Annotated in this window: 27 protein-coding genes; all 27 read left to right on the top strand. The window is 50.2% G+C overall.

Annotated features, from left to right (window positions below; translation table 11 throughout):
• A partial coding sequence (locus C173_RS00530) for a helicase-related protein (protein WP_036721269.1) occupies positions 1-1,196 on the top strand: 1,196 nt, incomplete at its 5' end.
• A 376-nt stretch (positions 1,197-1,572) separates the two neighbouring features.
• On the top strand, positions 1,573-2,193 hold the full coding sequence (locus C173_RS00525; RefSeq protein WP_036721266.1) for a ComF family protein: 621 nt from the start codon (positions 1,573-1,575) through the stop codon (positions 2,191-2,193).
• A gap of 141 nt (positions 2,194-2,334) precedes the next feature.
• The gene (locus C173_RS00520; RefSeq protein ID WP_036694666.1) at positions 2,335-2,742 is read left to right on the top strand and encodes a TIGR03826 family flagellar region protein; all 408 of its coding nucleotides are present in this window, start codon (positions 2,335-2,337) and stop codon (positions 2,740-2,742) included.
• A gap of 106 nt (positions 2,743-2,848) precedes the next feature.
• On the top strand, positions 2,849-3,136 hold the full coding sequence (gene flgM / locus C173_RS00515; RefSeq protein ID WP_036694667.1) for a flagellar biosynthesis anti-sigma factor FlgM: 288 nt from the start codon (positions 2,849-2,851) through the stop codon (positions 3,134-3,136).
• 12 nt (positions 3,137-3,148) lie between these two features.
• Positions 3,149-3,649, top strand: coding sequence for a flagellar protein FlgN (locus C173_RS00510; protein WP_036721264.1), 501 nt, complete (start codon positions 3,149-3,151; stop codon positions 3,647-3,649).
• A gap of 57 nt (positions 3,650-3,706) precedes the next feature.
• Complete coding sequence (flgK, locus tag C173_RS00505) at positions 3,707-5,308, top strand: flagellar hook-associated protein FlgK (RefSeq protein WP_036721262.1); 1,602 nt, start codon at positions 3,707-3,709, stop codon at positions 5,306-5,308.
• Between the two features lie 18 nt (positions 5,309-5,326).
• Complete coding sequence (flgL, locus tag C173_RS00500; RefSeq protein ID WP_036721260.1) at positions 5,327-6,247, top strand: flagellar hook-associated protein FlgL; 921 nt, start codon at positions 5,327-5,329, stop codon at positions 6,245-6,247.
• Positions 6,248-6,265: 18 nt separating this feature from the next.
• The gene (locus C173_RS00495; RefSeq protein WP_036721258.1) at positions 6,266-6,829 is read left to right on the top strand and encodes a DUF6470 family protein; all 564 of its coding nucleotides are present in this window, start codon (positions 6,266-6,268) and stop codon (positions 6,827-6,829) included.
• Between the two features lie 80 nt (positions 6,830-6,909).
• Entirely contained in the window at positions 6,910-7,353 is a 444-nt protein-coding gene (fliW, locus tag C173_RS00490; RefSeq protein WP_036721256.1) for a flagellar assembly protein FliW, read from the top strand.
• Positions 7,347-7,577, top strand: a complete 231-nt coding sequence (csrA, locus tag C173_RS00485; RefSeq protein ID WP_036721254.1) for a carbon storage regulator CsrA — start codon at positions 7,347-7,349, stop codon at positions 7,575-7,577. The genes fliW and csrA overlap by 7 nt, the downstream gene beginning before the upstream one ends.
• Positions 7,578-7,723: 146 nt before the next feature.
• A complete protein-coding gene (locus C173_RS00480) occupies positions 7,724-9,082 on the top strand; it encodes a flagellin N-terminal helical domain-containing protein (protein WP_036721252.1) in 1,359 nt (452 codons plus the stop codon).
• A 197-nt stretch (positions 9,083-9,279) separates the two neighbouring features.
• Positions 9,280-9,672 carry a flagellar protein FlaG gene (locus C173_RS00475; protein ID WP_036721249.1) on the top strand — a complete coding sequence of 131 codons (393 nt, stop codon included), beginning with the start codon at positions 9,280-9,282 and terminating at the stop codon, positions 9,670-9,672.
• Between the two features lie 17 nt (positions 9,673-9,689).
• A complete protein-coding gene (gene fliD, locus C173_RS00470) occupies positions 9,690-11,171 on the top strand; it encodes a flagellar filament capping protein FliD (RefSeq protein WP_036721246.1) in 1,482 nt (493 codons plus the stop codon).
• A 26-nt stretch (positions 11,172-11,197) separates the two neighbouring features.
• On the top strand, positions 11,198-11,587 hold the full coding sequence (gene fliS, locus C173_RS00465) for a flagellar export chaperone FliS (RefSeq protein WP_036721243.1): 390 nt from the start codon (positions 11,198-11,200) through the stop codon (positions 11,585-11,587).
• Entirely contained in the window at positions 11,580-11,915 is a 336-nt protein-coding gene (locus C173_RS00460) for a flagellar protein FliT (RefSeq protein ID WP_036721240.1), read from the top strand. The genes fliS and C173_RS00460 overlap by 8 nt, the downstream gene beginning before the upstream one ends.
• Positions 11,916-12,145: 230 nt before the next feature.
• Entirely contained in the window at positions 12,146-12,343 is a 198-nt protein-coding gene (locus C173_RS00455) for a cold shock domain-containing protein (RefSeq protein ID WP_036721237.1), read from the top strand.
• A gap of 489 nt (positions 12,344-12,832) precedes the next feature.
• The gene (locus tag C173_RS35285) at positions 12,833-14,272 is read left to right on the top strand and encodes an S-layer homology domain-containing protein (protein ID WP_051477719.1); all 1,440 of its coding nucleotides are present in this window, start codon (positions 12,833-12,835) and stop codon (positions 14,270-14,272) included.
• Positions 14,273-14,500: 228 nt separating this feature from the next.
• A complete protein-coding gene (hpf, locus tag C173_RS00445; protein ID WP_036721235.1) occupies positions 14,501-15,058 on the top strand; it encodes a ribosome hibernation-promoting factor, HPF/YfiA family in 558 nt (185 codons plus the stop codon).
• 308 nt (positions 15,059-15,366) lie between these two features.
• Positions 15,367-17,871 (top strand): preprotein translocase subunit SecA, encoded by a 2,505-nt coding sequence (gene secA / locus C173_RS00440; RefSeq protein ID WP_036721232.1) that lies wholly within the window; start codon positions 15,367-15,369, stop codon positions 17,869-17,871.
• A 332-nt stretch (positions 17,872-18,203) separates the two neighbouring features.
• A complete protein-coding gene (locus C173_RS34575; protein ID WP_036721230.1) occupies positions 18,204-18,455 on the top strand; it encodes a hypothetical protein in 252 nt (83 codons plus the stop codon).
• Positions 18,360-19,494, top strand: a protein-coding gene (gene prfB / locus C173_RS00430; RefSeq protein ID WP_155991162.1) for a peptide chain release factor 2 whose coding sequence is annotated in 2 segments (ribosomal slippage) — positions 18,360-18,452 and positions 18,454-19,494 — 1,134 coding nt in all. Because the reading frame shifts where the segments join, the coding sequence is not laid out codon by codon here. Before C173_RS34575 ends, prfB begins: the two co-directional genes overlap by 96 nt.
• Before the next feature lie 72 nt (positions 19,495-19,566).
• Entirely contained in the window at positions 19,567-20,451 is an 885-nt protein-coding gene (locus C173_RS00425) for a YitT family protein (RefSeq protein WP_155991154.1), read from the top strand.
• A gap of 196 nt (positions 20,452-20,647) precedes the next feature.
• Positions 20,648-21,703 carry an N-acetyl-gamma-glutamyl-phosphate reductase gene (argC, locus tag C173_RS00420; protein ID WP_036721301.1) on the top strand — a complete coding sequence of 352 codons (1,056 nt, stop codon included), beginning with the start codon at positions 20,648-20,650 and terminating at the stop codon, positions 21,701-21,703.
• Positions 21,704-21,725: 22 nt separating this feature from the next.
• On the top strand, positions 21,726-22,958 hold the full coding sequence (argJ, locus tag C173_RS00415; RefSeq protein WP_036721226.1) for a bifunctional ornithine acetyltransferase/N-acetylglutamate synthase: 1,233 nt from the start codon (positions 21,726-21,728) through the stop codon (positions 22,956-22,958).
• Positions 22,959-23,029: 71 nt separating this feature from the next.
• Positions 23,030-23,857 (top strand): acetylglutamate kinase, encoded by an 828-nt coding sequence (gene argB / locus C173_RS00410; RefSeq protein ID WP_036721224.1) that lies wholly within the window; start codon positions 23,030-23,032, stop codon positions 23,855-23,857.
• A 69-nt stretch (positions 23,858-23,926) separates the two neighbouring features.
• Positions 23,927-25,213, top strand: a complete 1,287-nt coding sequence (locus C173_RS00405) for an aspartate aminotransferase family protein (RefSeq protein WP_036721221.1) — start codon at positions 23,927-23,929, stop codon at positions 25,211-25,213.
• Positions 25,210-26,178: an ornithine carbamoyltransferase gene (argF, locus tag C173_RS00400; RefSeq protein ID WP_036721218.1), complete on the top strand. Its 969-nt coding sequence runs from the start codon at positions 25,210-25,212 to the stop codon at positions 26,176-26,178. The genes C173_RS00405 and argF overlap by 4 nt, the downstream gene beginning before the upstream one ends.
• Positions 26,179-26,276 lie beyond the last annotated feature (98 nt).

Raw genomic sequence — 26,276 nt, 5'->3', positions numbered from 1 at the left:
CCTATTGCGAGGCCTGCCTCGCACTGGGGCGCAGCCGGGCTTGCGCGCTGCTGCTGCGCACCGCACCGCTGCCGGCCGTGCGTTGCACGGCCGGCGTGTCCCCCACCGTAGCGGCACGCCGGTGGGGGCTTAGCGCAGCGCAGGCGGCGGCCGCCGCCGCTGCGCTGGGGTTCCTGGCGGAGCCGCGCAGGCGCTCCGCCGCAAGAGGCCCAGAGCGGTTCCTGCTCTGGGCAGTGACGGGCGCGGGGAAGACGGAGATGGTCTTCCCGCTCCTGGAGGCGGCGCTCGCGGCCGGGGGCCGGGCGCTGATCGCCACGCCGCGGCGCGACGTCGTGCTGGAGCTTGCGCCGCGCCTGGCCAAGGCCTTCCCGGCGGATGTCCCTGCCGTGCTGTACGGAGGCAGCGAGGACCGCTTGCGCCGCAGCCGGATCACGCTGGCGACAACGCACCAGCTGCTGCGGTTTCACCAGGCCTTCGATCTGGTCATCATCGATGAGATCGATGCGTTTCCCTATCACAACGACCCTATGCTGGACTATGCTGCAAGGCAGGTCTGCAAGCCCGGCGGACGATTCATCCTACTCTCCGCCACGCCGCCTGCGGAGCTTCAGCGTCTTGCCCGCTCCGGCAGATTGCCGCATGCGAGGGTCCCGGTCCGTTTTCACGGCCACCCCTTGCCGGTTCCGCGCCATATCCGGATACCGCCGCTACATCGCTGCCTGAAGCAGGGCAGAATTCCGGCAGGACTGCGTTCAGTGCTGCAGCGGTCCCTTGACCGTAAGGCGCAGATCTTCCTCTTTGTCTCACGAATTGCCCATATCGAGGGGCTGCTACAGCTGCTGCGGCGGATGTTTCCCGAAATTTCTATAGAGGGCACCTCCTCTCAAGACCCGGGGAGAGCAGAGAAGGTACTGAAGTTCCGGGATGGCACCATTTCCCTGCTGGTAACGACCACTATACTGGAGCGTGGGGTCACGGTACCGCATAGTGATGTATTTATTCTGGATGCGGACAGCGGACTATTCGATGAGGCAGCCTTGGTGCAGATGGCGGGCCGGGCGGGCCGCTCTAAGGATGATCCGGCAGGCAACGTCATCTTTGCTTCAGCAGAGTGGAGCCGCTCACAGCGCGCCGCCATATCACAGATCCGCAGTATGAATGCTATCGCCCGCAGACAGGGATATCTCAAGTCTTAATGATTTTGTGAGGATTCCTTGGAAATAGCTGTGAATGCCCGGCTCCCCTCATTTCGAATGCTATATATGCTGAACTTTTGATCTCCACACACCATATTTTACAAGGAGGATTACCATGCGCTCCCTAACCTCATGGATGAAGCAAGCCCGCTCCCTAATCGCGCCTTCACAGCCGGAATGTCTGTTTTGCGGCCGCAGAGGCCGCCCTTCCCCTGAATGGCCTGAGATCTGCCTGCACTGCCAGAGCAGCATTCCATGGATACGTGCTCCCCGGTGCCAGACCTGCGGGCGTCACGTAGGCTGTCCCGATTGCAGCCGGAGCCATGCACTCATACCAATTGTGTGCAACCGGAGTGCAGTAGCCTACACCAGTGAAATGCGTGAAATATTAGGCCAGTATAAATACAGGGGGAATGAGCGGCTCGCGCCCCTGCTCGGTCTGATGCTGGACAGGGCATACCCGCTGCTGCAACAAGAACAGAGTGGACAACAACTGAATGAAGCGCTACAAAGCAACTTTTTTAGTAAACCATTCCCGATACGGCATTCAAAGCTTCGTATGCGTTCTAACCTATGGCAAGCCGATTTGCTGGTCCCTGTGCCTGTGAGCGATGTCCGTCTGTCCGAGAGGGGCTTCAATCAGGCGGAGCGGCTGGCGGAAGTAGTATCCCTGCGCAGGGGAATCCCTCAGCTTCCGCTGCTGGTCCGCACCCATCACACTGCCAAGCAGAGCTTCAAAAGCAGAAGGGAGCGGCTGGCCGATATGAAGCATGCTTTTGCCGGAAATATAGATTCGGCGGTTCTGCAAAGTCTGAAGGAACACCTACATTCCCGTGCGACGCATCAGCTTGAGCAGCGTCCCCTGCAAATCATCATTGTCGATGATATCTACACTACCGGAAGTACGATTCGTGCCTGCGCCGAAGCGCTTCAGCAGCTCTGCCGCAGCCAGAATTGCCTTGCTGAAATCTACTCTCTGACCTGGGCGCGTTCCTAGTAGCTGCCGCCGTTCCGGAATTCAATAAAACCGCTTCCCTGACCGATACTAAACATAGACGGATCTTCGGCGATCATGTAATCTTAGTAGCATAAGCGATTCATGAGTTGTGCAGAATGATAGAAGGGAGCCGCGGTAGATATGAATGTAGACAATTGTCCGAGATGCGGCCGGTTATATGTCAAGAACCTGATGAACCTGTGCCAGCCCTGCATCAAAGAGTTAGAGCATGAGTACGAAATCTGTGTAGAATACTTACGCAAAAATAGAGGCACCAACATACAGGAACTGTCCGATGCCACCGATATTTCCATCAAGGAAATCACGCGTTTTATCCGGGAGGGCCGGATTTCCATAGCCAATGCACCCAATATGATGTACCCTTGCGAGGTATGCGGAACCCTGATCCGGGACGGGCATATGTGCGACAGCTGCCGCAGCCGTCTGACCAAGGACCTTGCCAATGCAGCCAAGGAAAGTGCAGACTCGAGCGCTTCCAAGAAGGCTCCAGATGGTGCTTACCGCGCGGTGGACAAGTTCCGCAACTAAACAATTCTGCAAAAAAAACGCTTGCAGCTATAAAGAATGTTTCAACAGGGGCCGATAAACTTAGTAAAGATTATCGGCTTTTTTATTACAGAAGGAAGGTGAAGTTATGAAAATTAACGATGCCGGACGAATCAATGCGATTAATCCATACCAACGAAGTGCGGAATCGCAAAGGCAGGAACAGATGAAGAAGAGTACACGCAAGGATGAGGTATCGATTTCGGATGAGGCCATTAAGCTGCTCCAGGCACAGAAGAGCGGCAAGATTGACACGGAACGTGCGAATAAGATCGAGAGCCTGAAACAGCAAGTATCCGCAGGTACCTACCAGGTTGACGCAGCCAAGCTCGCTGAGACACTCGCCCCCTACTTTAAGCAATCCTCCGAGAATTAGGTGAACACACCCATGGCACTTACAACATTATTAGAATTGCTTGAGCGGCTGGACGATGCGCATGTGCAGATGCTGGATCTGGCCGCAGTGAAGAAACAGACCATTATGGACAACAAGGTAGAGGGTCTCATTGATATCCTGAACCGCGAGTCCAAGCTGATGAAGGTGATCGGACAGCTGGAAGAACGGCGTGCAGAAGCGGCATTCGAGTTTTTGCAGGGGGTTGGAATCCGTTCCAATCTGAATCTGAATCTAACCGAGCTGTCCCGCCTTGTATTTGATCCCGATGACAAATCGCGCCTGCTGCATATTCAGCAGAAGCTTTCCGGCACATTGCAGCAATTAAAAAAGGCCAATGAGCTGAACCAGAAGCTGATTGAGCAGTCGCTTACCTTTATAGATTATTCCCTGGATTTGCTGGTCGGAAGACCAAATCAGGAAATGACATACCATCATCCGTCCGACAAGGGCAGCAGTGTGACTCGGCCGGGTATTTTTGATGCCCGTGGATAATCAGGTTATCCGCTGAGCTGCGCTCACCGCAGCAATCACAAGGGAGGAACAAGTAGCATGACATCCACATTCCACTCCATCGAGACCGCAAGACGAAGCCTGTTTACCCAGACAGCGGCGCTCAATACCACCGGCCACAACATTGCCAACGCCAACACGGAGGGCTACACCCGCCAGCGTGTGAATATGAGAGCATCTATTCCGATTGAAGCTTATGGTCTTAACAACTCTACAGTTCCTGGACAATTGGGTACAGGGGTAGAGTTTGGCTCTATTGACCGGATTCGTGAGACTTTCCTGGATACCCAATACCGGGGCGAGAATTCAGCTTTGGGGAGCTGGACCATCCAATCGGATACATTGGATAAGCTGGAATCGATCTTTAAAGAACCATCAGATACAGGCATAAGTACAGTGCTCGATAACTTTTGGAAATCTTGGTCGGACCTCAGTAAGAATCCGGAGGACAGCACTTCCCGTAAGATCGTAGTCCAGACTGCTCAGGCCATGACCGATGCACTTAATTATATGAGCAGACAGCTTAGCAACCTTGATACGGATTTGGCCTCCAATGTAGCAGTCAAAGGTACTGAGATACAGGGGTATTTAGCTTCCATTGCGGATTTGAACTCATCTATTTTCAAGATTGAGAGCATGGGAGACAAAGCAAATGACCTGCGGGATCAACGTGACCTGCTGACGGATAAGCTCTCCAAGATTGCTAATGTCAGTGTAGTAGATACCGAATACGGCTATAACATTTCGCTTGGCAGCCAACAGCTTGTACAAGGAGCCGCTGTATCTGCGACAGTAGACAGTGCATTCCTTAACACTGCATTTGCTTCAGGGGATCTAAAAACTGGAGAAGTACACGGTATGATCTCTTCCAGTCAGAAGTATGTTGCGGATTATAAGCAGCAGCTTGATAACATTGCGAATACGATTGCTAACGGTGATATGGAGATTACTCTCCCCAAGGGATCTATCCTTCCAGAAGGTACGGTACTAACTACTGATGTAATAATTCCCCAAGCAGGTGGGACCACGACCACAATCACAGCCGGTACACCTTTCCCTAAAGGTGTTACTTTAAGCGCTGATGTGAAGACAACGGTGAAAGGGCTGAATGGTCTTCATCAACTGGGTTATACCATGGATGGCACACTCAATCCCGGTAAGCCTTTATTTACGATTATAGGTGACGGAAGTGCTATCACGGCTGGAAATATCACATTTAATACGGAAATTGCCTCGGACACCAATTTAATAGCTACCTCGCTCCGAACTGTGGGAACAGGTACTTCTGAATCAGTTGTCAAAGGGAATAACACTCTGGCGCTTTTGTTAGCCAATCAACAATCGGGTTCTTTTACATCACCTACTACTGGAATTAAGGCGACAGCAGGTTCCTTCTATAAATCGATGGTGGGGCAACTCGGGATTCAATCCCAAGAGGCTACCCGCCAGACAGAAAATTCTAATTACCTGGTAGAACAGGTAAATGCTCGCCGTCAATCGGTCAGCGGTGTCTCGCTGGATGAAGAAATGTCGAATATGCTAGTATTCCAACATGCTTATAGCGCTGCTGCGAGGTTTATGACGACTTATGATGAAATGCTCGATAAATTGATCAACTCTACAGGGACCGTAGGCCGATAAGAAAGGGGGATTTAAGCGATGTTACGTGTAACCTCTAATATGATGAATTCACAGCTTCTGCTTAACCTGAACCGCAATGCCCGTACGATGAACGATACACAACTACAGCTAGCAACCGGGCGAAAAATTAACAAGCCTTCCGATGATCCGGTAGGGATTACTTACTCACTTCGTTATCGTGCTGAGCTATCAGCAAATGAACAATATCAAGAGAATGTGGATGATGCTACTTCGTGGCTGGAGTTTAACGATACGGTTCTTTCACAGACGGGCAATGTTGTACAGCGGCTTAGAGAGCTGGCAGTTAAGGGAGCGAATGGAACGAATCCTCAAGAAGCCCTAGATAGTATTAATGCAGAAGTGAAGCAGCTTAAGGAACAATTAATTGATATTGCCAACAGCCAGTTCAAGGGGAAGTATATCTTTAATGGTCAACAATATACGGAGCAGCCTTATAAGTTCTCCACTGGTGCTGACGGAACCCTGGACACTTCAAGTGCGTCCGCGGTTATAACTGACAACGGACTCTTGAATTATACGGTTGGAGAGAGCGTACAACTTCCAATAAATATAACGGGAAACGAAGTGTTTGGAGGAAATGAGAGCGATAATATCTTCGCAACCATTGATAAAATATCTACTGCACTAGCCAGTGGTAATACAGCGGAAGTATCCTCACAATTAGGCAATTTAGATAGCCGAAGTGATAAAATATTGGCTGTACAAGCGGATATTGGTGCCAAATCAAACCGGATTGAACTTATGAGTAATCGTTTAGGAGACTTAGAAGTCAATTTGACAGATCTGCAATCCAAAACAGAAGATGGAGATTATGCAGCGTTGTTGACGGAATCCAAGGTTCAAGAAAATATTTATAATGCCTCCTTGTCGGTTGGAGCGAAAATTATTCAATCGACCCTGGTAGATTTCATTAGATAAGCAGGAGGTGCTTTCTCCATGCAGGTAGCCGTGCAGATTTCTCACACGCCACCACTGATTGGAATGAATACAAAACCCGGAAGTCTTACTATGAGTCAGCCGAATGCCGACATGCAGATAACAACAACACCGGGACAATGGGATATACGCTCTCCAGGACCTGATGTCATCATTGATCAGTCTAAGGCGCGTGCGGCTTACATGGGCGGAACATATCGTGAAATGAGTCAGCGTATTTATTCAGGTGTAGAGCAACTTTGGCTTCAAGGTATTGCTAAAAGGATGGAGCAAGGCGAGCGGATGGCAAATTTCCATAAGCCGGGGAATTCTATTGCTGAGGTATATGGGGAGGATTGGCAGCCAGTATCATATCCGGAAATTCGTGGCCCAGCTGCTTATGATAATGTGGATATTGATATTAAGGCTAATCCGGTGCAAATTGAGTATCATAAAGCTGAAGTCAAGATTAATGTTCAACAAAATGCACCGCAAATACAGTATAATCCAAGTGTTGTAGAGATTTATATGCGACAACTGCCTGCGTTAACCTTTACCCCAAAGATAATTGATGACAAGTTTTAGATTATAAGCTATAGATGGATTGTCTCAACCATCTATAGCTTTTTTGCTAAGAAGAATAAGGAAGAGGAGCGCTGACAACAATGAACATAGAAACATCGGCTTTAGGAGTGCTAGACATTAAGGATGAACAGATATATCACTTCCCCAAAGGGCTTCCAGGTTTTGAACAGGAGACAGAGTTTGCGATAATTGATCTAGAAGAAGGGCAGTTTTCCTACTTACAGTCGCTTAAAACGGAGGAACTTGCTTTTTTGTTAACAGATCCGTTTATTTTTTTCCCTCACTATGAATTTGAATTACCTGAAGCAGAAGCAGAGGAATTGGAGATTCAACAATCTGTAGTGGTCCGAGCGATTGTAACGCTCAGAGAAACGCTGGAAGAATCCACATTGAATCTCCTTGCTCCGATTGTGTTTAATCCAGACAACAAGGCTGGCAAACAGGTTGTATTGCACCAAACAGCATATTCGACCCGACAACTACTATGGACACATGGTCCGGTGAAGGAGGATCCATCATGCTAGTACTTGGACGTAAAAAGGGTGAATCAATTGTTATACAGGACAACATTGAAATAACTATTCTCAGTGTAGAAGGAGATACTGTTAAGGTTGGGATATCTGCACCGAGACATGTCGATATTTTTCGGCAGGAGGTTTATTTGTCGATTAAAGAAAGCAACCAAGAATCAGCAGCACCTGCAACAAGTAGCCTGAATAATTTGATCAACCGATTAAAATCAAAATAAATTTATGATTATTGCAAAAAAGCTATAAACAATGTCTGCGTGCGGACGATATATATATTAGGCACTGATTGGCAGGGCGGCCGACCTTAACAATCAGTGCTACCACATGGATGTGGATTAACTTAATTTCAGGGAGGAAATACAAAATGATTATCAATCACAACATTGCTTCACTTAACACGCAACGCCAATTGTCTACTAACACTTCCAATCAGAGCAAGAACATCGAGAAGCTGTCTTCCGGTCTCCGCATCAACCGCGCTGGTGACGATGCTGCAGGTCTGGCGATCTCCGAAAAAATGCGCGGTCAAATTCGCGGTTTGGATCAAGCTTCCCGTAATGCTCAAGATGGTATCTCTTTGATTCAAACAGCTGAAGGTGCTTTGAGCGAGACTCACAGCATTCTGCAGCGTATGCGTGAACTGGCAGTACAATCTGCCAATGACACTAACACTACAAGTGATCGTTCTGAAATCCAAAAAGAAGTAAATCAGTTGACAAGTGAAATTGACCGTATCGGTAACTCAACTGAGTTTAATACTAAGAAGTTGTTGAACGGTAGTGCTGGTGTTGCTGTAGTTGCAAGTAATGGAACTGCTGCTAATTTGACTGGTACAGCAGATACATCAGCTGGAACAATTAACCTTACTGCTGCTAATCTTACATTGGCTTTAGCGGCTAGTAAAGTCGATGCTACTTCCACTGGTCTTGCTAATGCTGGAACAGCATTAGGAGCAGCAAGTGCATTGACTGTTAATGGTACTTCTTTCTCCTTTGCAGCAACTGATACTGTGCAAAATGCACTGGACGCATTTAATAATGCTTCTGCTACAACTGGTGTTAATGCGAAATGGGCCGCGGGTACAGGCTTCACTTTCACTAGTACACAGGAAGGTTCAGCAGCATCCATTACCACAAATGCAGGAACTGGTATGTTTGCAGCAACCACTGCAACAACAGCAGCTGGAGCAGATGCAGTTGCTACAAATGCTGAACTTGGCGGATCTTTCACAGCATCAGGTAACAAAATCACTGTTACCTCTGGTAATTTTAAAGGTCTAGAATTTACTCTTACAGCTAAGGCTGCGGTTGATCTCACAGTAGGAACAAATAATGCTTTGAAAATGCAAATTGGTGCTAACCAAGATCAAAATATGAGCATTGGTATCAATGATATGAGAGCGGATGCGCTTGGAGTAGGAAGTATCAGTGTTACTTCCCAAGCTACTGCTAACACTTCGGTGACTACTATTCAAAATGCAATTGAAAAAGTCTCGGCTGAACGTTCCAAACTGGGTGCTTACCAAAACCGTTTGGATCACACCATTAACAACTTGAACACTTCGTCCGAGAACCTGACTGCTTCCGAATCCCGTATTCGTGACGTTGACATGGCTAAGGAAATGAGTGATCAGACCAAGAACTCCATCTTGGCTCAAGCTGCTCAAGCAATGTTGGCTCAAGCAAATCAACAGCCGCAAGGCGTTCTGCAATTGCTTCGTTAAGATTAATTAATTTTTAGTAATAGGTTTTCAGCCGCCAAGGTATCCTTGGCGGCTGTTTCATTGTGAGCAGAAGTGAGATGTTTAGCTGGATTGAAACATTTAATTGCTTAGAACGTTATTATTTGGTTTTGCATCTTCAATTCTTGCAATATTAACCGATAAATATAGTATAAACTTTGCTACGGAGGCTACCAACTATGGATGTCCGCTTATCAAATACTGCAGGCTATACTAACTCGAGTTCAGATTATGGAAGAGTCAAAGCTAGCCCTAAGTCATATGAAGCAGACGTCGTAAGACTAGAGGGTGTATATAATAGCAATCAACTTAAGAGGCTGGAGAATCAGGGCGTGAGCGTTTCTACCGGAGAAGAGCAGACCGTAAGGGCCCTTGAGAGAGTGTTAAAAGCTCTTGAAGGGCCCGAAACCACGCTACAAGTCAGCGTGCATAAGGAGACTAAGGCTATTATGGTCAAAGTTCTTAACAAAGACACTGGCGAGTTAATTAGAGAGATCCCTCCAGAGAAAACCTTGGATATTGTGGCTAATATGATGGAGATTGCAGGTATTATTATTGATCAGAAAGTATAAAAAAGGAGGATTGAATTATGGCGACTCTTCGTGTAAGCGGCATGGCATCGGGTATAGATGTTGATACCATTGTTAAACAGATGATGACTGCCAAAAGAATACCACTTGATAAACTCACGCAAAAGAAGCAAGTTATGGAGTGGCAGAGAGATAACTTTAGGGATGTTAATAGTAAGCTCGTGGATTTTAAGACTAGCAAACTTACTACTTACCAAAGATCTGCAGCTATGAATACCCAAATTGCCACGGTATCAGGAGAAACAGCTTCACTTAAGGCTGAAGCTACAGCGGAGGCTAATATTGGCTCAATGAACATTGTAGTCACTCAGATTGCTAAGCCAGCAACAGCAACTACGGCTGGAGCAACCATGACTAAAAGTGACGGAACACGCCTTACTTCCAGCTCTACTTTGGCTGACTTGCAGAAGCTAAATACAAGCACTACTTCCTCAAGTGCTTATAATATAACTGTTAATAATATATCAATTAGCCTCTCCAGCAGTTTAAGTATCTCTGAAGCAATAAGCAAGATCAACAGCACCACTGCTGTGAATGCAACAGCGAAATTTGACGAAATTACTGGTAAACTATCTATAGAGTCCAAGAATTATAGCTCTTCTGGAACCCTAACACTTAGTTCCAATGATACTTTTCAGAAACTGTTCGGTGGAATATCGGGTGCTATTTCAACTTATCAGCCCGCTATAATCAAGGTTGATTCAACTGAACTTACCTTTGCAAGCAACAGCTTCAAGCTCAATGGTGTGAATCTTACTCTGCTGTCTGAGTCAACGACTGCGGCCAAAGTAACAACATCCAATGACCCAACAAAGGCTCTGGAATCCATAAAAAGTTTTGTTTCAGATTATAATTCTTTGCTTAGTTCCTTAAATACAAAGGTTAATGAAGAAAGGTACAAGGACTTTACTCCATTAACCGATGAACAGAAGGAAGCAATGAACGAGAGTCAGATAGAAGCATGGGAAACAAAGGCTAAGAGCGGGTTATTAAAAAATGATCAAATTCTTAAATCTACAATTTCGTCAATGCGAACTGCTATATCTGAAAAACTTGGACAGCTAAGTCAATATGGGATTACGACCGGACAGTACTACGAGAACGGTAAATTGTACATTGATGAGGATAAGTTGAAACAGGCACTCACTGACAATCCTCAGGCAGTCACAACAATTTTCCAAGGTGGGTCGGATAGTTCAACGGGGCTTATTAGTAAGCTGTCGACCCTAATGACAAATGAAATAGAGAAGATGTCAATAAAAGCTGGTACTTCTAAATTTTCTTCTGATGTTACTGTTACGTTTAAAACAGATAGCACAATGGGAAAAGAATTGGCCGACTACAAAAAGCGCATATCAACTCTTCAAGATCGGCTAGATGATTACGAAAACAATCTCTATAAACGTTTTACGGCAATGGAGACCGCAATCAGTAATTATAATAGTCAATCATCGAGCTTGGCAAGCTATATGTCCTCATAAGCCTACAGAAGAGAAAGGTGAATGCAATGATAACATCTCCTTATGATAAGTATCGCCAATCATCAGTTCAAACTTCTAGCCCAGCGCAACTATTGCTAATGTTGTTTGACGGAGCTGTGCGTTTCGCAAAGACTGGTATTGAAGGAATTGATGAGCAAGATTTTGAAAAAGTTAGTACTTTTTTAGGAAAAGCTCAGTCTATTGTTAATGAGCTTCTTGCTACTCTAGACAGAAACTATGAAGTTGCCAAAACCTTGGCACCTCTGTATGAATATATTAACTATCTTTTTATCCAATCCAATATTAAGAAATCCAAGGCTGAGGCTGAGGAGGCCATTGGTTATCTTATAGACTTGCGTCTAACATTTGCACAAGCTGCTAAAATGACTGCTGGACAAGACCTCCAGCATGGATAATCTGTTGCAGGAGCTTGAAGTTCTGACCCGAGCCATGAACTATCAGTTGGAAGACGCTACCTACGAAGAACTAGAAGCTTTCGTAGAACAACGCCAGAAACTTGTCGAAGCCATTGGGGGAGAAGTCGAGAATTGTCAGATGACCCCAGCGCAAAAAGAGATATTGCGTCGAATCCTGGAGCATGACCCGGCCATCGTGGCCCGGATGAATGCCCTTCGGCTGGAAGCCAAAGACGGGCTTCAAAAACGCAATCAAGCCAAAGCCCAACGCAACGCTTACGAGACAGCCTATACTCCTGACAGCATTCTCATGGATCGAAAAAAATAATAGATTTCCCCTGTTTCAGTCGGGGAGCAGGCGGGTATTTTTAAAACGTCTGCTCCTTTTTTTGTAACTTATATTACCGAATTCTATCCATTTCTGATGCCGATTGTACCCTGGTAAATTATTGAAAGTAATCATTTACTATTCCAATTGACAATAGAGAAGCTGCGGTGGTATAGTCGAATTGTGAGCAAGACTCACGTTCATCTGATGACGAAGGGAATGTTTAGTCAATGGAAGGTAAAGTTAAATGGTTTAACGCAGAAAAAGGTTATGGTTTTATCGAAACTTCCGATGGTGGTGACGTATTCGTACACTTTTCCGCGATTCAAACTGACGGGTTCAAGACTTTGGATGAAGGCCAATCCGTAGAGTTCGATATCGTTGAAGGCGCACGCGGACCACAAGCAGCTAACGTCATCAAATTATAATCATCCGGCGAAGCCGACCTACATATATGGTAGATGGTTAGCAATTGAGACAACGCTAGCGTTAGACCCAGGGGGATCTCCCTTGGGTCTTTTTTATGTAGTGAATGAAGTTGCTTTTGTCTAATGATGTGACTTTGTCTGTTGTAGATAAACTGTGCATAAAGCTGGGGATAAGAGTTCGAGAGGTGTTCTTTGTAAGGATGTGCAGTATGAAGCTGTTCTTACATTTTTCTTATAAATATTCTCAATTTCGAGTAAATGGCCTACATTTCGAGATGAAAAGAGTCCGAAATTGGACACTTTGTAAAAATTAGTTACGGAAAAATGTTAACATCCTCCAAATTATGGGTAATAGAAACCGTTGGGCTTTTTTGTTGCCTAGTCTGCACTCTCATTATTGCTTAGGCGTATGCTTCCGAAAGATCTTTTGGTAAGAAGTCATGCAGTGAAGCCTATGCCCATCAAACTCACAGGAGGATGAACAAAAGAATGAAGAAATTGTGGCGTGGCCTTACGGCCGGAGTACTTGGTATTTCAATGCTGCTTGGATCACTGGGAAGTGTGTCCGCAGCGCCTGCACCTAAGGATATTCAAGGACACTGGGCGCAGAAGCAACTGCAGAGCTGGCTGGATAAAGGATACCTGGGTGGTTATCCTGACGGAACGGTTAAGCCGAATAAGGCAATTACCCGTGGTGAATATGTGGCACTGATTAATCGTCTGTTCGGGTTCACCGAAGCAGCTACTCTTAACTTCACGGATGTGAAGAAATCCAATTGGGTCTACAGTGAAGTGGCTAAAGCTGTGAAGGCCGGTTATATTGGCGGGTATGAGAATAATACCTTCCGGGCCAATAATCCGCTCACCCGGCAAGAAGCAGCAGTGATTGCTGCCAAGCTGCTTAAATTAAGTACAAGCTCTACTCCGCTTAAGTTCAAGGATAATGCCCAGATTGCGGCATGGGCCAAGGTGGCCGTAGCCTCAGCGGCTGAGAAGAAGATCATCAACGGCTATCCTGACGGAACCTTCGGTCCGAAGAAATCGCTTACCCGTGCCGAAGCGGTCGGAATCATCAGCAACTCGGTGGTGCATAAGCCGGGTACGGGCGGAGTAACGCCTACACCAGCACCGACAGCAACACCGGCTCCTTCTGCAACACCTGTGCCAAGCACCAGCCCAACAGCTACTCCAGCTCCTGGCGGCGGTAGTGGTGGCGGCACTGGCGGAGGCGGCGGTGGTAGCGTTACCTTGCCGTCTGTAAGCAACGTGACTTACGGCCATGTAGGTTCTGTTACCGCTGATGTATATGTTACGCCTTCTGTAACAGGAGCCGTGTATTATGTAGTTGCTCCATACAGCATGAACGTAACCGCACCAACTGCAGCACAAGTGAAAGACGGACTGATTAATGCTACAACAGCAGGCGTTCATTTCGGCCAAGTTGCGGCTACTGGCGGCACATCCGTTGCTTTCTCGGTGTATGGTCTGACTGCAAATACGGATTATACCGTTTACGTTGCCCTGGCTGACGCTTCTGGTAACTGGTCCGGCGTAACGCCGCTTCAAGTGAAAACAGCACCAGGCAGCACATGGTCGATTTCTCAGGTTGGAATTACCAATCTAACAACGGCGACTGCCGATGTATATGCTGCTTACGGGCAGGCGGGTACACCGGTAACCCCTCTGAAATATGTGGTGGTTAAGGCAACAGATGCTGATCCAACAGCACAACAAATTTCTGAAGGAAAGAATAGTGATGGTGTTATCTTAACGGGAACGTGGAAGGGCACAGCCAGTGTAGCTCCAACCGTTAAACACACCTTTGCGCTAAACGGACTCACTGCCAATACAGCGTACAAAGTCTTCTTTATCACAGACTCTAACGGCACATTGTCACCTGTAGAGCTTCTGCGTATTCACACAAAATAAGTAATTTTGATGAATGCAATCATTCATAATCCTGGCTTCAGCGTGAAATAATACAGCAATCAGTATTCGGTCCGGCGAGGGCGGCTTTATGCTCGAGCCGGGCCGTTTGTTGTTACGGCAGGTCTGTTACATCTATTGTTAGGTGAATGTAAAGTCTGTCATGATTTGTTTTTTACTTAGCCCTGACAATTTGCTATAATGGAAAAGTAAACAAAGGAGGAGTGCCTTATGAAATTCAGCATTCGAGGTCAACAAATTGAAGTGACCGACGCTTTGAGAGACTATGTTGATAAGAAGCTCAGCAGACTTGAGAAGTATTTCGAAGCACCCCCTACCTCTGAAGGATATGTGACGCTTGGCGTCGTTCGCGGCCTTCATACGGTGGAAGTGACAATTCCTCTAGCTGGTGTGACGCTTCGTGCGGAAGACCGCAGCGATGATATGTATGCATCCATCGATGCCGTAGTGGACAAGCTGGAACGTCAGATCCGCAAGCACAAGACTAAGCTTAATCGCAAGTTCCGTCAGGAAGGTAGCCTGAAGACCTTGTTCGTTGAAGGTTCGGGCAGCGCCGTTGCTGTTGAAGAGCAGGAACAGGATTATGATGATCTTGAGGTTGTGCGGAACAAACGGTTCACCTTGAAGCCTATGGATGTGGAAGAAGCGATTCTGCAAATGAACATGATTGGACATACGTTCTTCGTGTTCTCCAACATTGACACTTCCGAAGTTAGCGTAGTATACAAACGCGATGACGGGAAGTACGGTCTGATCGAGCAGAACTAACCTCTGGACCGGGAATTGTTGGAATAAGCAAGGGCTTCGGTTCAGCCTAACGTGGACAATTAGACGAGTCCCTATTCGCCTGAAGCGAATAGGGCTCTTGTGCGTATATATAGAAGTTTCATTAAAATGCCATCTTCTGTCCTCTTGTAAGGGGATTATACAGAATAAGGTTAGGGCGGCTTGTATTGCGGCTTCTCTTACAAACTGTTACAATTTATGAAGCAGCGGAATCGAAATCATATATGGCCCTTTCAATCTATGAGGATGGGCTCGGTTCCACCATCTGTGTTGCATGAAAGGGGTTAACCATGCTAGGACTTGTTAAGAAAATATTTGGCGACACTAATGAACGGGATGTCAAACGTCTCATGAAGACGGTCGAAGTAATTAATGGGCTGGAGCCGGATTTCGTATCGCTTACGGATGAAGAGCTGCAGGCGAAGACAGCGGAATTCCGCGCCCGTATTGAGAAAGGTGAGACCCTGGAAGAGATTCTTCCCGAGGCCTTTGCTACCGTACGCGAAGCTTCCAAACGGACGCTGGGCATGCGGCATTTTGACGTTCAGCTGGTTGGGGGTATGGCGCTGCATGAAGGCCGGATCTCCGAGATGAAGACCGGGGAAGGCAAGACACTGGTTGGAACGCTGCCGGTGTATTTGAATGCGCTGCTGGGTAAAGGCGTGCATGTCGTCACCGTAAATGATTATCTGGCTCAGCGCGACAGTGCGCAAATGGGACAAATCTATAACTTTCTGGGCATGAGCGTTGGGGTGAACCTGAACGGCATGGACCATAATGATAAACAAGCGGCATATGCCTGCGATATTACGTACGGCACGAATAATGAATTCGGGTTCGACTATCTGCGCGACAACATGGTGCTCTATAAGGAACAGATGGTACAGCGCCCGCTCTACTTCTGTATTATTGACGAAGTCGATTCCATCCTTATTGATGAAGCGCGGACCCCTCTGATCATCTCCGGCCAGGCTGAGAAATCGACGGAGCTGTATTATGCAGCAGACCGTTTCGTGAAGAAGCTCACTGCCGAAGAGGATTACACCGTGGATATCAAGGTGAAGTCTGTAGCGCTCACTGAGAAGGGCGTGGCTACGGCTGAGCGTGCTTTTGGGATAGAGAATCTGTATGACCATAGCCATGTTACCTTGAACCATCATATTGTACAGGCCTTGAAGGCGAACGCTATTATGCGCCGGGATGTCGATTATGTGGTTAATGAAGACGAGGTTATGATCGTCGATGAGTTCACCGGCCGTCTGATGCAGGGACGCCGTTACAGCGACGGGCTGCACCAGGCGATTGAAGCGAAGGAAGAGATTGAAGTCCAGAATGAGAGTATGACGCTGGCTACCATCACCTTCCAGAACTACTTCCGGATGTACCGCAAGCTAGGCGGCATGACGGGTACTGCGAAGACGGAAGAAGAGGAATTCAAGAAGATCTATGGTCTTGAGGTTCTTCAGGTTCCTACGAATAAGCCGAATCAGCGTATTGATATGCCGGATGTGGTCTACAAAAGCGAGAACGGCAAGTTCAACGCTGTTGTCGCTGAAATTGTGGAACGCCACAAGAAGAATCAGCCGGTGCTGGTAGGTACGGTATCGATTGAGAACTCCGAACGCGTATCAGAAATGCTGAAGCGCAAAGGTGTAAGACACCAGGTGCTGAATGCGAAGCATCATGCGGCTGAAGCCGAAATTATCTCTTATGCCGGTCAGCCGGGAACAGTAACGATTGCCACCAACATGGCTGGACGCGGTACGGATATCGTATTGGGCGAAGGGGTAACCGATGTGGGCGGCCTGCATATTATTGGTACAGAACGCCATGAATCACGCCGGATTGATAACCAGCTTCGCGGCCGTGCCGGACGCCAGGGCGACCCGGGTTCGACACAGTTCTATCTGTCTCTTGGGGATGAGCTGATGAAGCGCTTCGGTGCGGACAATGTGCTGAACATGATGGACCGTCTGGGATTCGAGGAAGATCAGCCGATTGAGAGCCGTATGATCACCAAGGCTGTTGAATCTGCCCAGAAGCGGGTAGAAGGCAACAACTTCGACATCCGCAAAGTCGTATTGCAATACGATGACGTCATGAACCAGCAGCGTGAGATTATCTACAAGCAGCGCCGCGAAATTCTGGAGTCGGACAATATCAAAGACATCGTAGTGGAAATGATCAAGCCGGTTATCGACCGTATTGTGAATGCACACTGCAGTGACGATATCCCGGAGAACTGGGAGCTGCAAGAGGTTGCAGATTATGTGAACAGCAAGCTTTTGGAAGAAAATGAGCTGACCCGCGATGATCTGTGGGGCAAAGAAGTAGATGAAATGATCGAATTCATCTTCGCCCGTGTACTTGAGAAGTATTCTGCACGTGAAGAGCGTCTTGGCTCTGAGCTGGTACGTGAATTCGAGAAGGTTATTGTGCTTCGCTCCGTAGACAGCAAATGGATGGATCATATCGACGCCATGGATCAGCTTCGTCAGGGGATTCACCTCCGTGCTTACGGCGGTACCGATCCGCTGCGCGAATATCAATTCGAGGGCTTCGAGATGTTCAACGCTATGACAGCGAACATTCAGGAAGAAGTAGCGACCTATATTATGAAGGCGCACATCGAGACGAACCAGGAACGGCAATCGGTAGTGGAGGAAGACAAGATCTCCACCAACGCAGAGCCTGCTGAGAAGCGTCCGGTGCATGTGGAATCTACAGTTGGCCGTAACGATCCATGCCCATGCGGCAGCGGCAAGAAGTATAAGAACTGTCACGGCCAGGCGTAATATATAGTAGAGCTAATGCTAGCTGATTTACTGTCTGGTGAAATAATGAGCAGGCGTTAAGCTGCGAGTACCTTTCACCCGATCGTACTTCCTGTTTTGTGCACTTGCACTTAGGTTATAATGACAATAAAAAGCGGCTGGGCCCGGGGGACTCCCCGTTTGCGGCCCGGCTGCTTTTTTGGGCTTGAAGGCCCTTTGACGCATCTATGTACGGCAGACGGAGAGTTCAGATGGTTATGGCCAAGGTGGAAGTGACGGAGGGGAAGTTTGGAACTGTAGGAGCGGTAGCGTCCGCCTTTAGGATTGAATTTCTACTGCGAGGAGCAGTTTAAATGAGGGAATTCAATCCTAACAGCGGCCGAAAGTCCAAACATTTCCCGCAGTTACGGCGGACACCGGGCCATGTTACGGATGAAGCGAAGCGTCATCCGCAAAGAGGTTCGTCATACCGGCAAGCCCAAACCGGCAGCCCGGCGCAATATTCAATTATGAAAGGTGATGTGATCCAATTGATCGATCCTAATGTGAAGCAGGACCTGCGTGAAATGGGCAAGAAATTAACCAACCTTAGGGGGTCACTTTGACTTAGACCTGAAGCTGGAGATGATAGCGAACTTTGAAGAGAAGATGGCGGCTCCCGGGTTCTGGGATGATCCCGATCAGGCGCAGAGCGTGATTGGCGAGATGAATGCCGTGAAATCGGTGGTTGATCAATTTGAGAAGCTCCAGCAGGATTATGACGATGCTGCCATGATGGCGGAGCTGGCCGATGACGAAGGCGACGACGCACTGGCTGAAGAGATAGCCGGAACGATCCGCAGTATAAGCGCCCGAGTGGATGAGTTCGAGCTGCAGCTGCTGCTCAATCAGCCATATGACAAGCTGAATGCCATTCTGGAGCTCCATCCGGGGGCAGGCGGTACCGAGTCTCAGGACTGGGGCCAAATGCTGCTGCGCATGTACACACGCTGGGCGGAGAAGCGGGGCTTCAAGGTCGATGTGCTGGATTATCTTCCGGGCGATGAAGCGGGAATCAAGAGTGTAACTTTGTTAATTAAGGGCCACAATGTATATGGGTACCTTAAGGCAGAGAAGGGCGTTCACCGGCTGGTGCGCATTTCGCCTTTTGACTCCTCAGGCAGACGGCATACCTCCTTCGTATCCTGCGATGTGGTACCGGAGATTGCTGACGACGTCGAGGTGGATATCCGTACGGAAGACCTGAAGATTGATACGTACCGGGCCAGCGGCGCGGGCGGTCAGCACATCAATACAACCGATTCAGCGGTGCGGATTACGCATATGCCTACCGGCGTGGTGGTCACCTGTCAGAATGAGCGTTCACAGATCAAGAACCGGGAGCAGGCAATGAAGATGCTGCGTTCCAAGCTCTATGAGCGCAAAATTCAGGAGCAGCAGGCACATCTGGACGAGATCCGCGGGGAACAATCCGAGATTGCCTGGGGCAGCCAGATTCGTTCCTACGTATTCCATCCTTACAGCATGGTGAAGGATCACCGCACCTCTGTAGAGACAGGCAACGTTGGAGCGGTAATGGACGGCGATCTGGACGGGTTCATTGACGGGTATCTGCGGAGCCAGATCAAGACGGAAGCTGAATAAAAGTAATCAAATTCCTACGCGTCTTCGGAGGTGTAGGAATTTTTGTCTGAACATAAAGGAGTCCGGCCAACCATGCAAAAAATCAATTCACGCAACAAACCTCCGCTCATTCCCTTGAACGGACCGCTGCGTCATACGGTGGACATTGCGCTTATTCTGATCGGCTCGCTGATCACCGGGCTGGCGTTCAACCTGTTCTTCCTCCCGAACCGGATTGCATCCGGCGGGGTGTCGGGGCTGTCGGTGCTGGCTGAGGCCTGGTTTGGGGCAGAGCCTGCTTTTACCCAGTGGGCGCTTAATATTCCGCTCTTCATTCTCGGTGTAATCTTTCTCGGCAAACAGTACGGTATCCGCTCTCTCTTAGGCAGCTTTGTGCTGCCGCTGTTTATCTTCCTGACGAAGGACGGGCCCGTGCCGACCACGAATCCGCTCCTGGCCTCTATCTATGGAGGAATTGGTGTGGGTCTCGGTCTGGGCCTCGTCTTCCGGGGGCGCGGCTCTACGGGCGGACTGACCATTGCGGCACAGATTATTCAAAAGCTAACCGGCTTCAGCTTCTCGCTGTCTGTCGTGCTGCTGGATGGTACGGTAATTACCTTGGCGGCTTTTGTGCTGGGAATGGAGCAGGCGATGTATGCACTGATCGGGCTGTTCGTTACCGGCCGGGTGATCAACGCGCTGGAGGTGGGCTTCAGCACCACGAAGGTGGCGTATATCATCTCGGATTACACAGAGGACATCTCGCAGGCGATTCTGAATGATCTGGACCGCGGGCTGACCAAGCTGAATGCGCAAGGCGGCTATACCGGGGATAACCGTACGGTGCTGATGGTCGTGGTAGGCCAGAATGAAATTACCAGGCTCAAGGCGATCGTCCGCTCGGTGGACCCGGGTGCATTTGTGATTATTACCGAGGCTCATGAGGTGCTGGGCGAAGGTTTCAAAAGAGAAGCGTAGACTCCCTTAAGGGGGCTCTGCGCTTCTTTTGATATACTGTAGCGAATAGGATAACCCTGCGTTTCTTCTTGTGCGCCAGCTGAATAAAGTTAACGCAACGTGTTGTATTTATATTAATTCGGTCGTATAATAATACATATTTGCAGGACGGTTATGCATGAGCGATAATGATAGAAATGAGAAACGGGAAGCGGGGATGACAGTGACAGACAAGCTGAGAGCGGCGATTGTCGGATCAACGGGTTATGGGGGCGTGGAGCTGATCAGGCTGCTGCAGGGCCACCCTGATATAGAGATTACTTCAGTGATTTCCTCTTCGAGTGCGGGTGCGCCGATTGAGGAGGGTTTTCCGCATCTCACGGGAGTGGTGCAGCGTAAGCTGGATGGTGTAGATGCAGCAGAGATTGCAAGCAGAGCGGATGTTGTATTCACTGCTACCCCTTCCGGAGTGAGTGCGAAGCTGGTGCCCGGGCTGCTTGAGGCAGGACTCAAGGTTGTCGATCTGTCGGGGGACTTCCGGTTGAAGGATGGCGCGGAGTATGAGCAGTGGTATAAGCATCCGGCTCCTCCGGCAGCGTATCTGGAGCAGGCGGTATACGGGTTATGCGAGGTGTACGGCGAACGTGCGGCCGGAGTGGACTTTATCTCGAATCCGGGATGTTACCCGACAGCTACGCTGCTGGGGCTGGTTCCGGCGCTGGAGGCAGGCTGGATCAAGCCGGACAGCATCATTATTGATGCGAAATCCGGGGTGTCCGGGGCAGGGCGGGGAACGAGCCTGATGGTGCATTTTGCCGAGATGAATGAGAACTTCAAAGCCTACAAAATCAACAAGCATCAGCATATCCCGGAAATTGAACAGGTGCTTACCGATATTGCCGGGGAGAAAGTTACAGTAACCTTCACTACCCATCTGGTGCCGATGACCCGGGGGATTATGACTACGATGTATGCCGGACTGAATGGTGAACATAGTGAACAGGAACTCGTAGATTTATATCGTAAATATTATGCAGGCAGACCGTATGTGCGGGTGCGTGAGCCCGGCGTGGTTCCGGCGACGAAGGAAGTCAGCGGATCGAATTACTGCGATATCGGCTTCGCCACAGACGCGCGTACCGGACGGGTTACCATTGTGTCGGTCATCGACAATATCGTTAAGGGCGCCGCAGGGCAAGCGATTCAGAACCTCAATTTGATGATGGGATGGGAGGAAACCCGCGGGCTTGGTTACACACCAGTGTATCCATAAGCGCAAGCGGTCAAACAATATCATGAGTGAGCAACCACTATATATCGTCGTAGAAGGCGGAAGTATTACTGCACCTAAGGGCTTCACCTCCGGTGGCCTGCACTGCGGTCTCAAAAAAACTGAGCGTAATGACCTCGGCGCAATTCTCTGTGAGGTGCCTGCTACGGCCGCTGCGGTGTATACGACCAATGTGTTTCAGGCGGCTCCGCTGAAGGTTACGCGGGAGAGTCTGGCGGACGGGACGTTGCAAGCGGTGATCGTGAACAGCGGCAATGCCAATGCTTGTACAGGGGACCAGGGCGAGGCGGATGCGTATGAGATGCGTGCGGAGGCTGCCCGTTATTTGGGCGTGAATGAGCTGGATGTTGCTGTCGCTTCCACGGGTGTGATCGGGGAATTGCTGAAGATGGACTGTGTGCGCAGCGGGATTGCCGGACTGCCGGAGAAGCTGGACGCGGGCGCTGCCGGTGCGGAGGAATTCAGCCAGGCGATTCTGACAACCGATCTGGTCAAAAAAGAAAGCTGCGTAAAAGTAACGGTAGGCGGTACAGAGGTTACGATTGCCGGGGCTGCGAAGGGTTCCGGGATGATTCACCCGAATATGGCGACGATGCTGGGCTTCATGACCACCGATGTGCTCATTGACGGCGAGGATCTGCTTAGTCTGCTGCGAAGCGCGACGAACACTACTTTTAATATGATTACAGTGGATGGTGACACCAGTACGAACGATATGCTGGTCACTATGGCCAGCGGTCTTGCCGGTAATGAGAAGCTGACGCGTACGCATGCGGACTGGGAAGCTTTTGCAGCGGCGTTCACCCATGTCTGCCAGAGTCTGGCCATGGCGATTGCCCGTGACGGCGAAGGGGCCACGAAGCTGATTGAGGTGCAGGTGAACGGGGCGGTGCATGATGAGGCTGCGGCGGCGATTGCCAAGACCGTGGTCGGCTCAAGCCTGGTGAAGTCGGCGATCTTCGGCGCGGATGCCAACTGGGGGCGGATTATCGCGGCCGTAGGGCGCGCGGGCGTTCCGGTATCGCCGGAGCGGGTAGATATTAAGCTGGGTGAGATCGAGGTGCTGCGCGGATCGCGTCCGGTGGCTTTTGATGAGGAGCAGGCACTGCATTATCTGCAAAAAAGCGATACCGTGCTGATCACGGTAACCTTGTCGGATGGCAGCGGGCAGGCTACAGCCTGGGGCTGTGACCTGACTTATGACTATGTGCGGATTAACGCGGCTTACCGTACGTAGTGCAGATAGTTTCACCGGATTACAACAGCGGCCGAAAGCCGACTAAGCTTTTACTTACAGGGGGCAGGGAGATGACGTTAGAACCGATAGAGCCTCAGGCGCAGGCGGGGGCCGCCGGGTTGTTCGTAATGAAATGCGGGGGGAGTACGCTGGCGGCGCTGCCGGATTCATTCTTCGAGGATCTGCGGGAGCTTCAGGCCGGCGGAAATCAGCCTGTAATCGTGCATGGCGGCGGCCCGGCGATCTCCGGCAATCTGGAGAAGCTCGGCATTGAGAGCCGCTTCGTGAACGGCCTGCGGGTAACGACGGAAGAGGTGCTGGATGTGGTCGAGATGACCCTGGCCGGCAGCATCAACAAGGCGATTGTCCGCCGAATTCAGGCTAGCGGGGGGCAGGCACTCGGGTTGTCCGGCGTTGACGGCAACCTGATCATGGCGCACCCGGTGGCCAATCACGATGAAGTGGGTCTGGTGGGCGAAGTGACCGGTGTTCGAGCGGAGATTGTGACGGGTATCCTCGCGATGGGCTATATTCCGGTGATCGCACCAGTGGGCGTAGATGGCGAAGGCCAGCGGTATAACATCAACGCGGATACCGCTGCCGGAGCGGTGGCTTCTTATATAGGGTCACCGAGTATGATCGTGGTTACGGATGTGCCGGGCATTATGCGGACGGTGGACGGGGAGAAGGTGGTGCTTCCGTCCGTAACGGTGGCACAGATCGAAGCACTGATTGAGAACGGCGAAATCTACGGCGGAATGATTCCCAAGGTGCGTGCCGCGATGGACTGCATCCAGGGCCAGGTGTCCGAGGTTATTATTGTAGACGGCAAAGAGCCGCGTGTACTCAGCCGGGTGCTGAAGGGCGAAGCGCTGGGCACGCGGATTGTAAGAGCATAGATAGGCTGGAAGAATAATAAGACGCGCTGACGGGAAGCCGGCAGCAGCATGGTGGGAGAGTGACTAAGAATGAGTGAGCTTACGCAAACGGACAAGAATTCTTTGACAGGGGCGCTGCAGGAACGTTCAGCGGGAACGGACGGGCAGGGGGCCGCTCCTGCCAAGCTGAGTGCGGTATTCCCGTCTTACGCCAGATATGACCTCAGTCTGGTCAAAGGCAAGGGCAGTTGGGTATGGGATGAGCAGGGTAACAAGTATCTGGACTTCATGTGCGGACTTGCGGTAACGAGTCTGGGCCATGCGCCGGAGAAGGTCGGTGCGAAGCTCAAGGAGCAGATTGATACGCTGTGGCATGTCTCGAACCTGTTCCACATTCCGGGCCAGGACCGGGTAGCTGCGCTGCTGACAGAGAATAGCTGTGCGGATCAGGTCTTCTTCTGCAACAGCGGAGCGGAAGCGAATGAAGCGGCCATCAAGCTGGCGCGCCGGTATCACCAGAAGGTGAAGGGGACGGACCGCTATGAAGTGATTACCTTCGAGCAATCGTTCCATGGCCGTACACTGGCTACTCTGACAGCCACCGGACAGGCGAAGGTCAAGGAAGGCTTCCTGCCGCTTCCGGTAGGCTTCAAGACGGTGCCGCTGCATGATCTGGAGGCGCTGAAAGCCGCCATTACGGAGCATACGGCAGCGATTATGCTGGAGATGGTGCTGGCGGAAGGCGGCATTATTGTAGTAGAGCAGGAATTCCTGGATGGTGTCGTGGCACTGTGCAAGGAGCACGGGCTGCTGCTCATCGTGGACGAGGTGCAGACCGGCATGGGCCGTACAGGCAAGCTGTTCGCTCATCAGCATTACGGCATTGAGCCGGACATCTTTACCCTGGCCAAAGGTGTGGCGAGCGGCTTCCCGGCCGGTGTGATGCTCGGTAAAGGCTATCTGCGCGAGGCCTTCAGCCCGGGCAGCCACGCCAGTACCTTCGGCGGCACCCCGCTGGCGGCAGCGGTGATGGAAGCGACCATTGAGACCATGCTTGAAGATAAGCTGCCCGAGCGGGCGGCGGAGATGGGCGAATACTTACGCGGACAGCTGAGAGCGAAGCTGGCGGATACTTCTTTTGTGAAGGAGATTCGCGGCAAAGGCCTGCTGATCGGCATCGAATGCCAGGAGCCGGTAGCCGAGATTGTTCTCGCGGGACAGAAGCGCGGACTGCTGTTCGTTCAGGCTGGCTCGGATGTGATCCGGCTGCTGCCTAATCTGTATGTCAGCACCGATGAAATTGATCAGGCGGTGGACATCCTATCGGAACTAATTCATACTTATGCTAACAAAGTAAGCGGGGAGGCAAATTCATGAGTCACGGTGCACCAGGCGTAACAGAGACGATTGCCGCACAGCTCAAAGGCCGTGATTTGCTGGAGCTGAATGATTACAGCCCGGAGGAAATCACGTATTTGATTGACCTTGCGATTGAGCTGAAGCGCAAGCAGAAGAACGGTGAGGTCTACCAGCCGTTGCTGGGGAAGACGATCGGGCTTATTTTTGAGAAATCCTCTACCCGTACACGGGTGTCGTTCGAAGTGGGGATGTATCAGCTGGGCGGACATGCATTGTTCCTCAGCAAAAATGATATTCAGCTGGGCCGCGGCGAGACGGTTGGTGATACGGCCCAGGTCATGTCGCGTTATCTGGACGGTATCATGATCCGTACGTTCGGCCATGATAAAGTGGAAGAGTTGGCCCGTTATGCCTCGATTCCTGTAATCAACGGCCTCAGCGATCTGGCGCATCCCTGCCAAGTGCTGGCGGATTATCAGACTGTATACGAGCACAAGGGCAAGCTGAAGGGCCTCAAGCTGGCGTATATCGGCGACGGCAATAATATGGCCCATTCTCTGCTGATCGGTGGCGCCAAGCTGGGTGTGCATGTCGCGGTTGCCGGACCGGAAGGCTACGAGCCGGACGAGGCTGTGGTGGCCGAGGCGCGTGAGATCGCCAAGGAGACAGGCTCGGTCATCACTGTGACCCGCAGCCCGCAGGAGGCGGTACAGGACGCTGATGTGATCTATACGGATGTCTGGGCAAGCATGGGCTTCGAGGCCGAGCAGCTGGCGCGTGAAGCGGCGTTCAAGGACTATCAGGTCAACGAGGAGCTGGTGAAAGGCGCGAAGAGCGATTATCTGTTCCTGCACTGCCTGCCCGCCCACCGGGAGGAAGAGGTCAGCACCGGCGTCATCGACGGCCCGAACTCCGTGATCTTCGATCAGGCGGAGAACCGCCTGCATGCGCAGAAGGCGCTTATGGCGGCTTTGATGGGCTAGATGCAGATGTAGCCTAGCAGAGCCATCAGGAGGCCAGATATGAGTTCATTCCACAAATGCGCTAATGTATGAAGTTGACGTTCGAAGCGGACTTTCAG

Source organism: Paenibacillus sp. FSL R7-277 (assembly GCF_000517965.1).
Taxonomy (GTDB): domain Bacteria; phylum Bacillota; class Bacilli; order Paenibacillales; family Paenibacillaceae; genus Paenibacillus_AQ; species Paenibacillus_AQ silagei.
The sequence above is the reverse complement of the archived record's forward strand: the minus strand, read 5'-3'. Positions and strand labels throughout refer to the sequence as shown.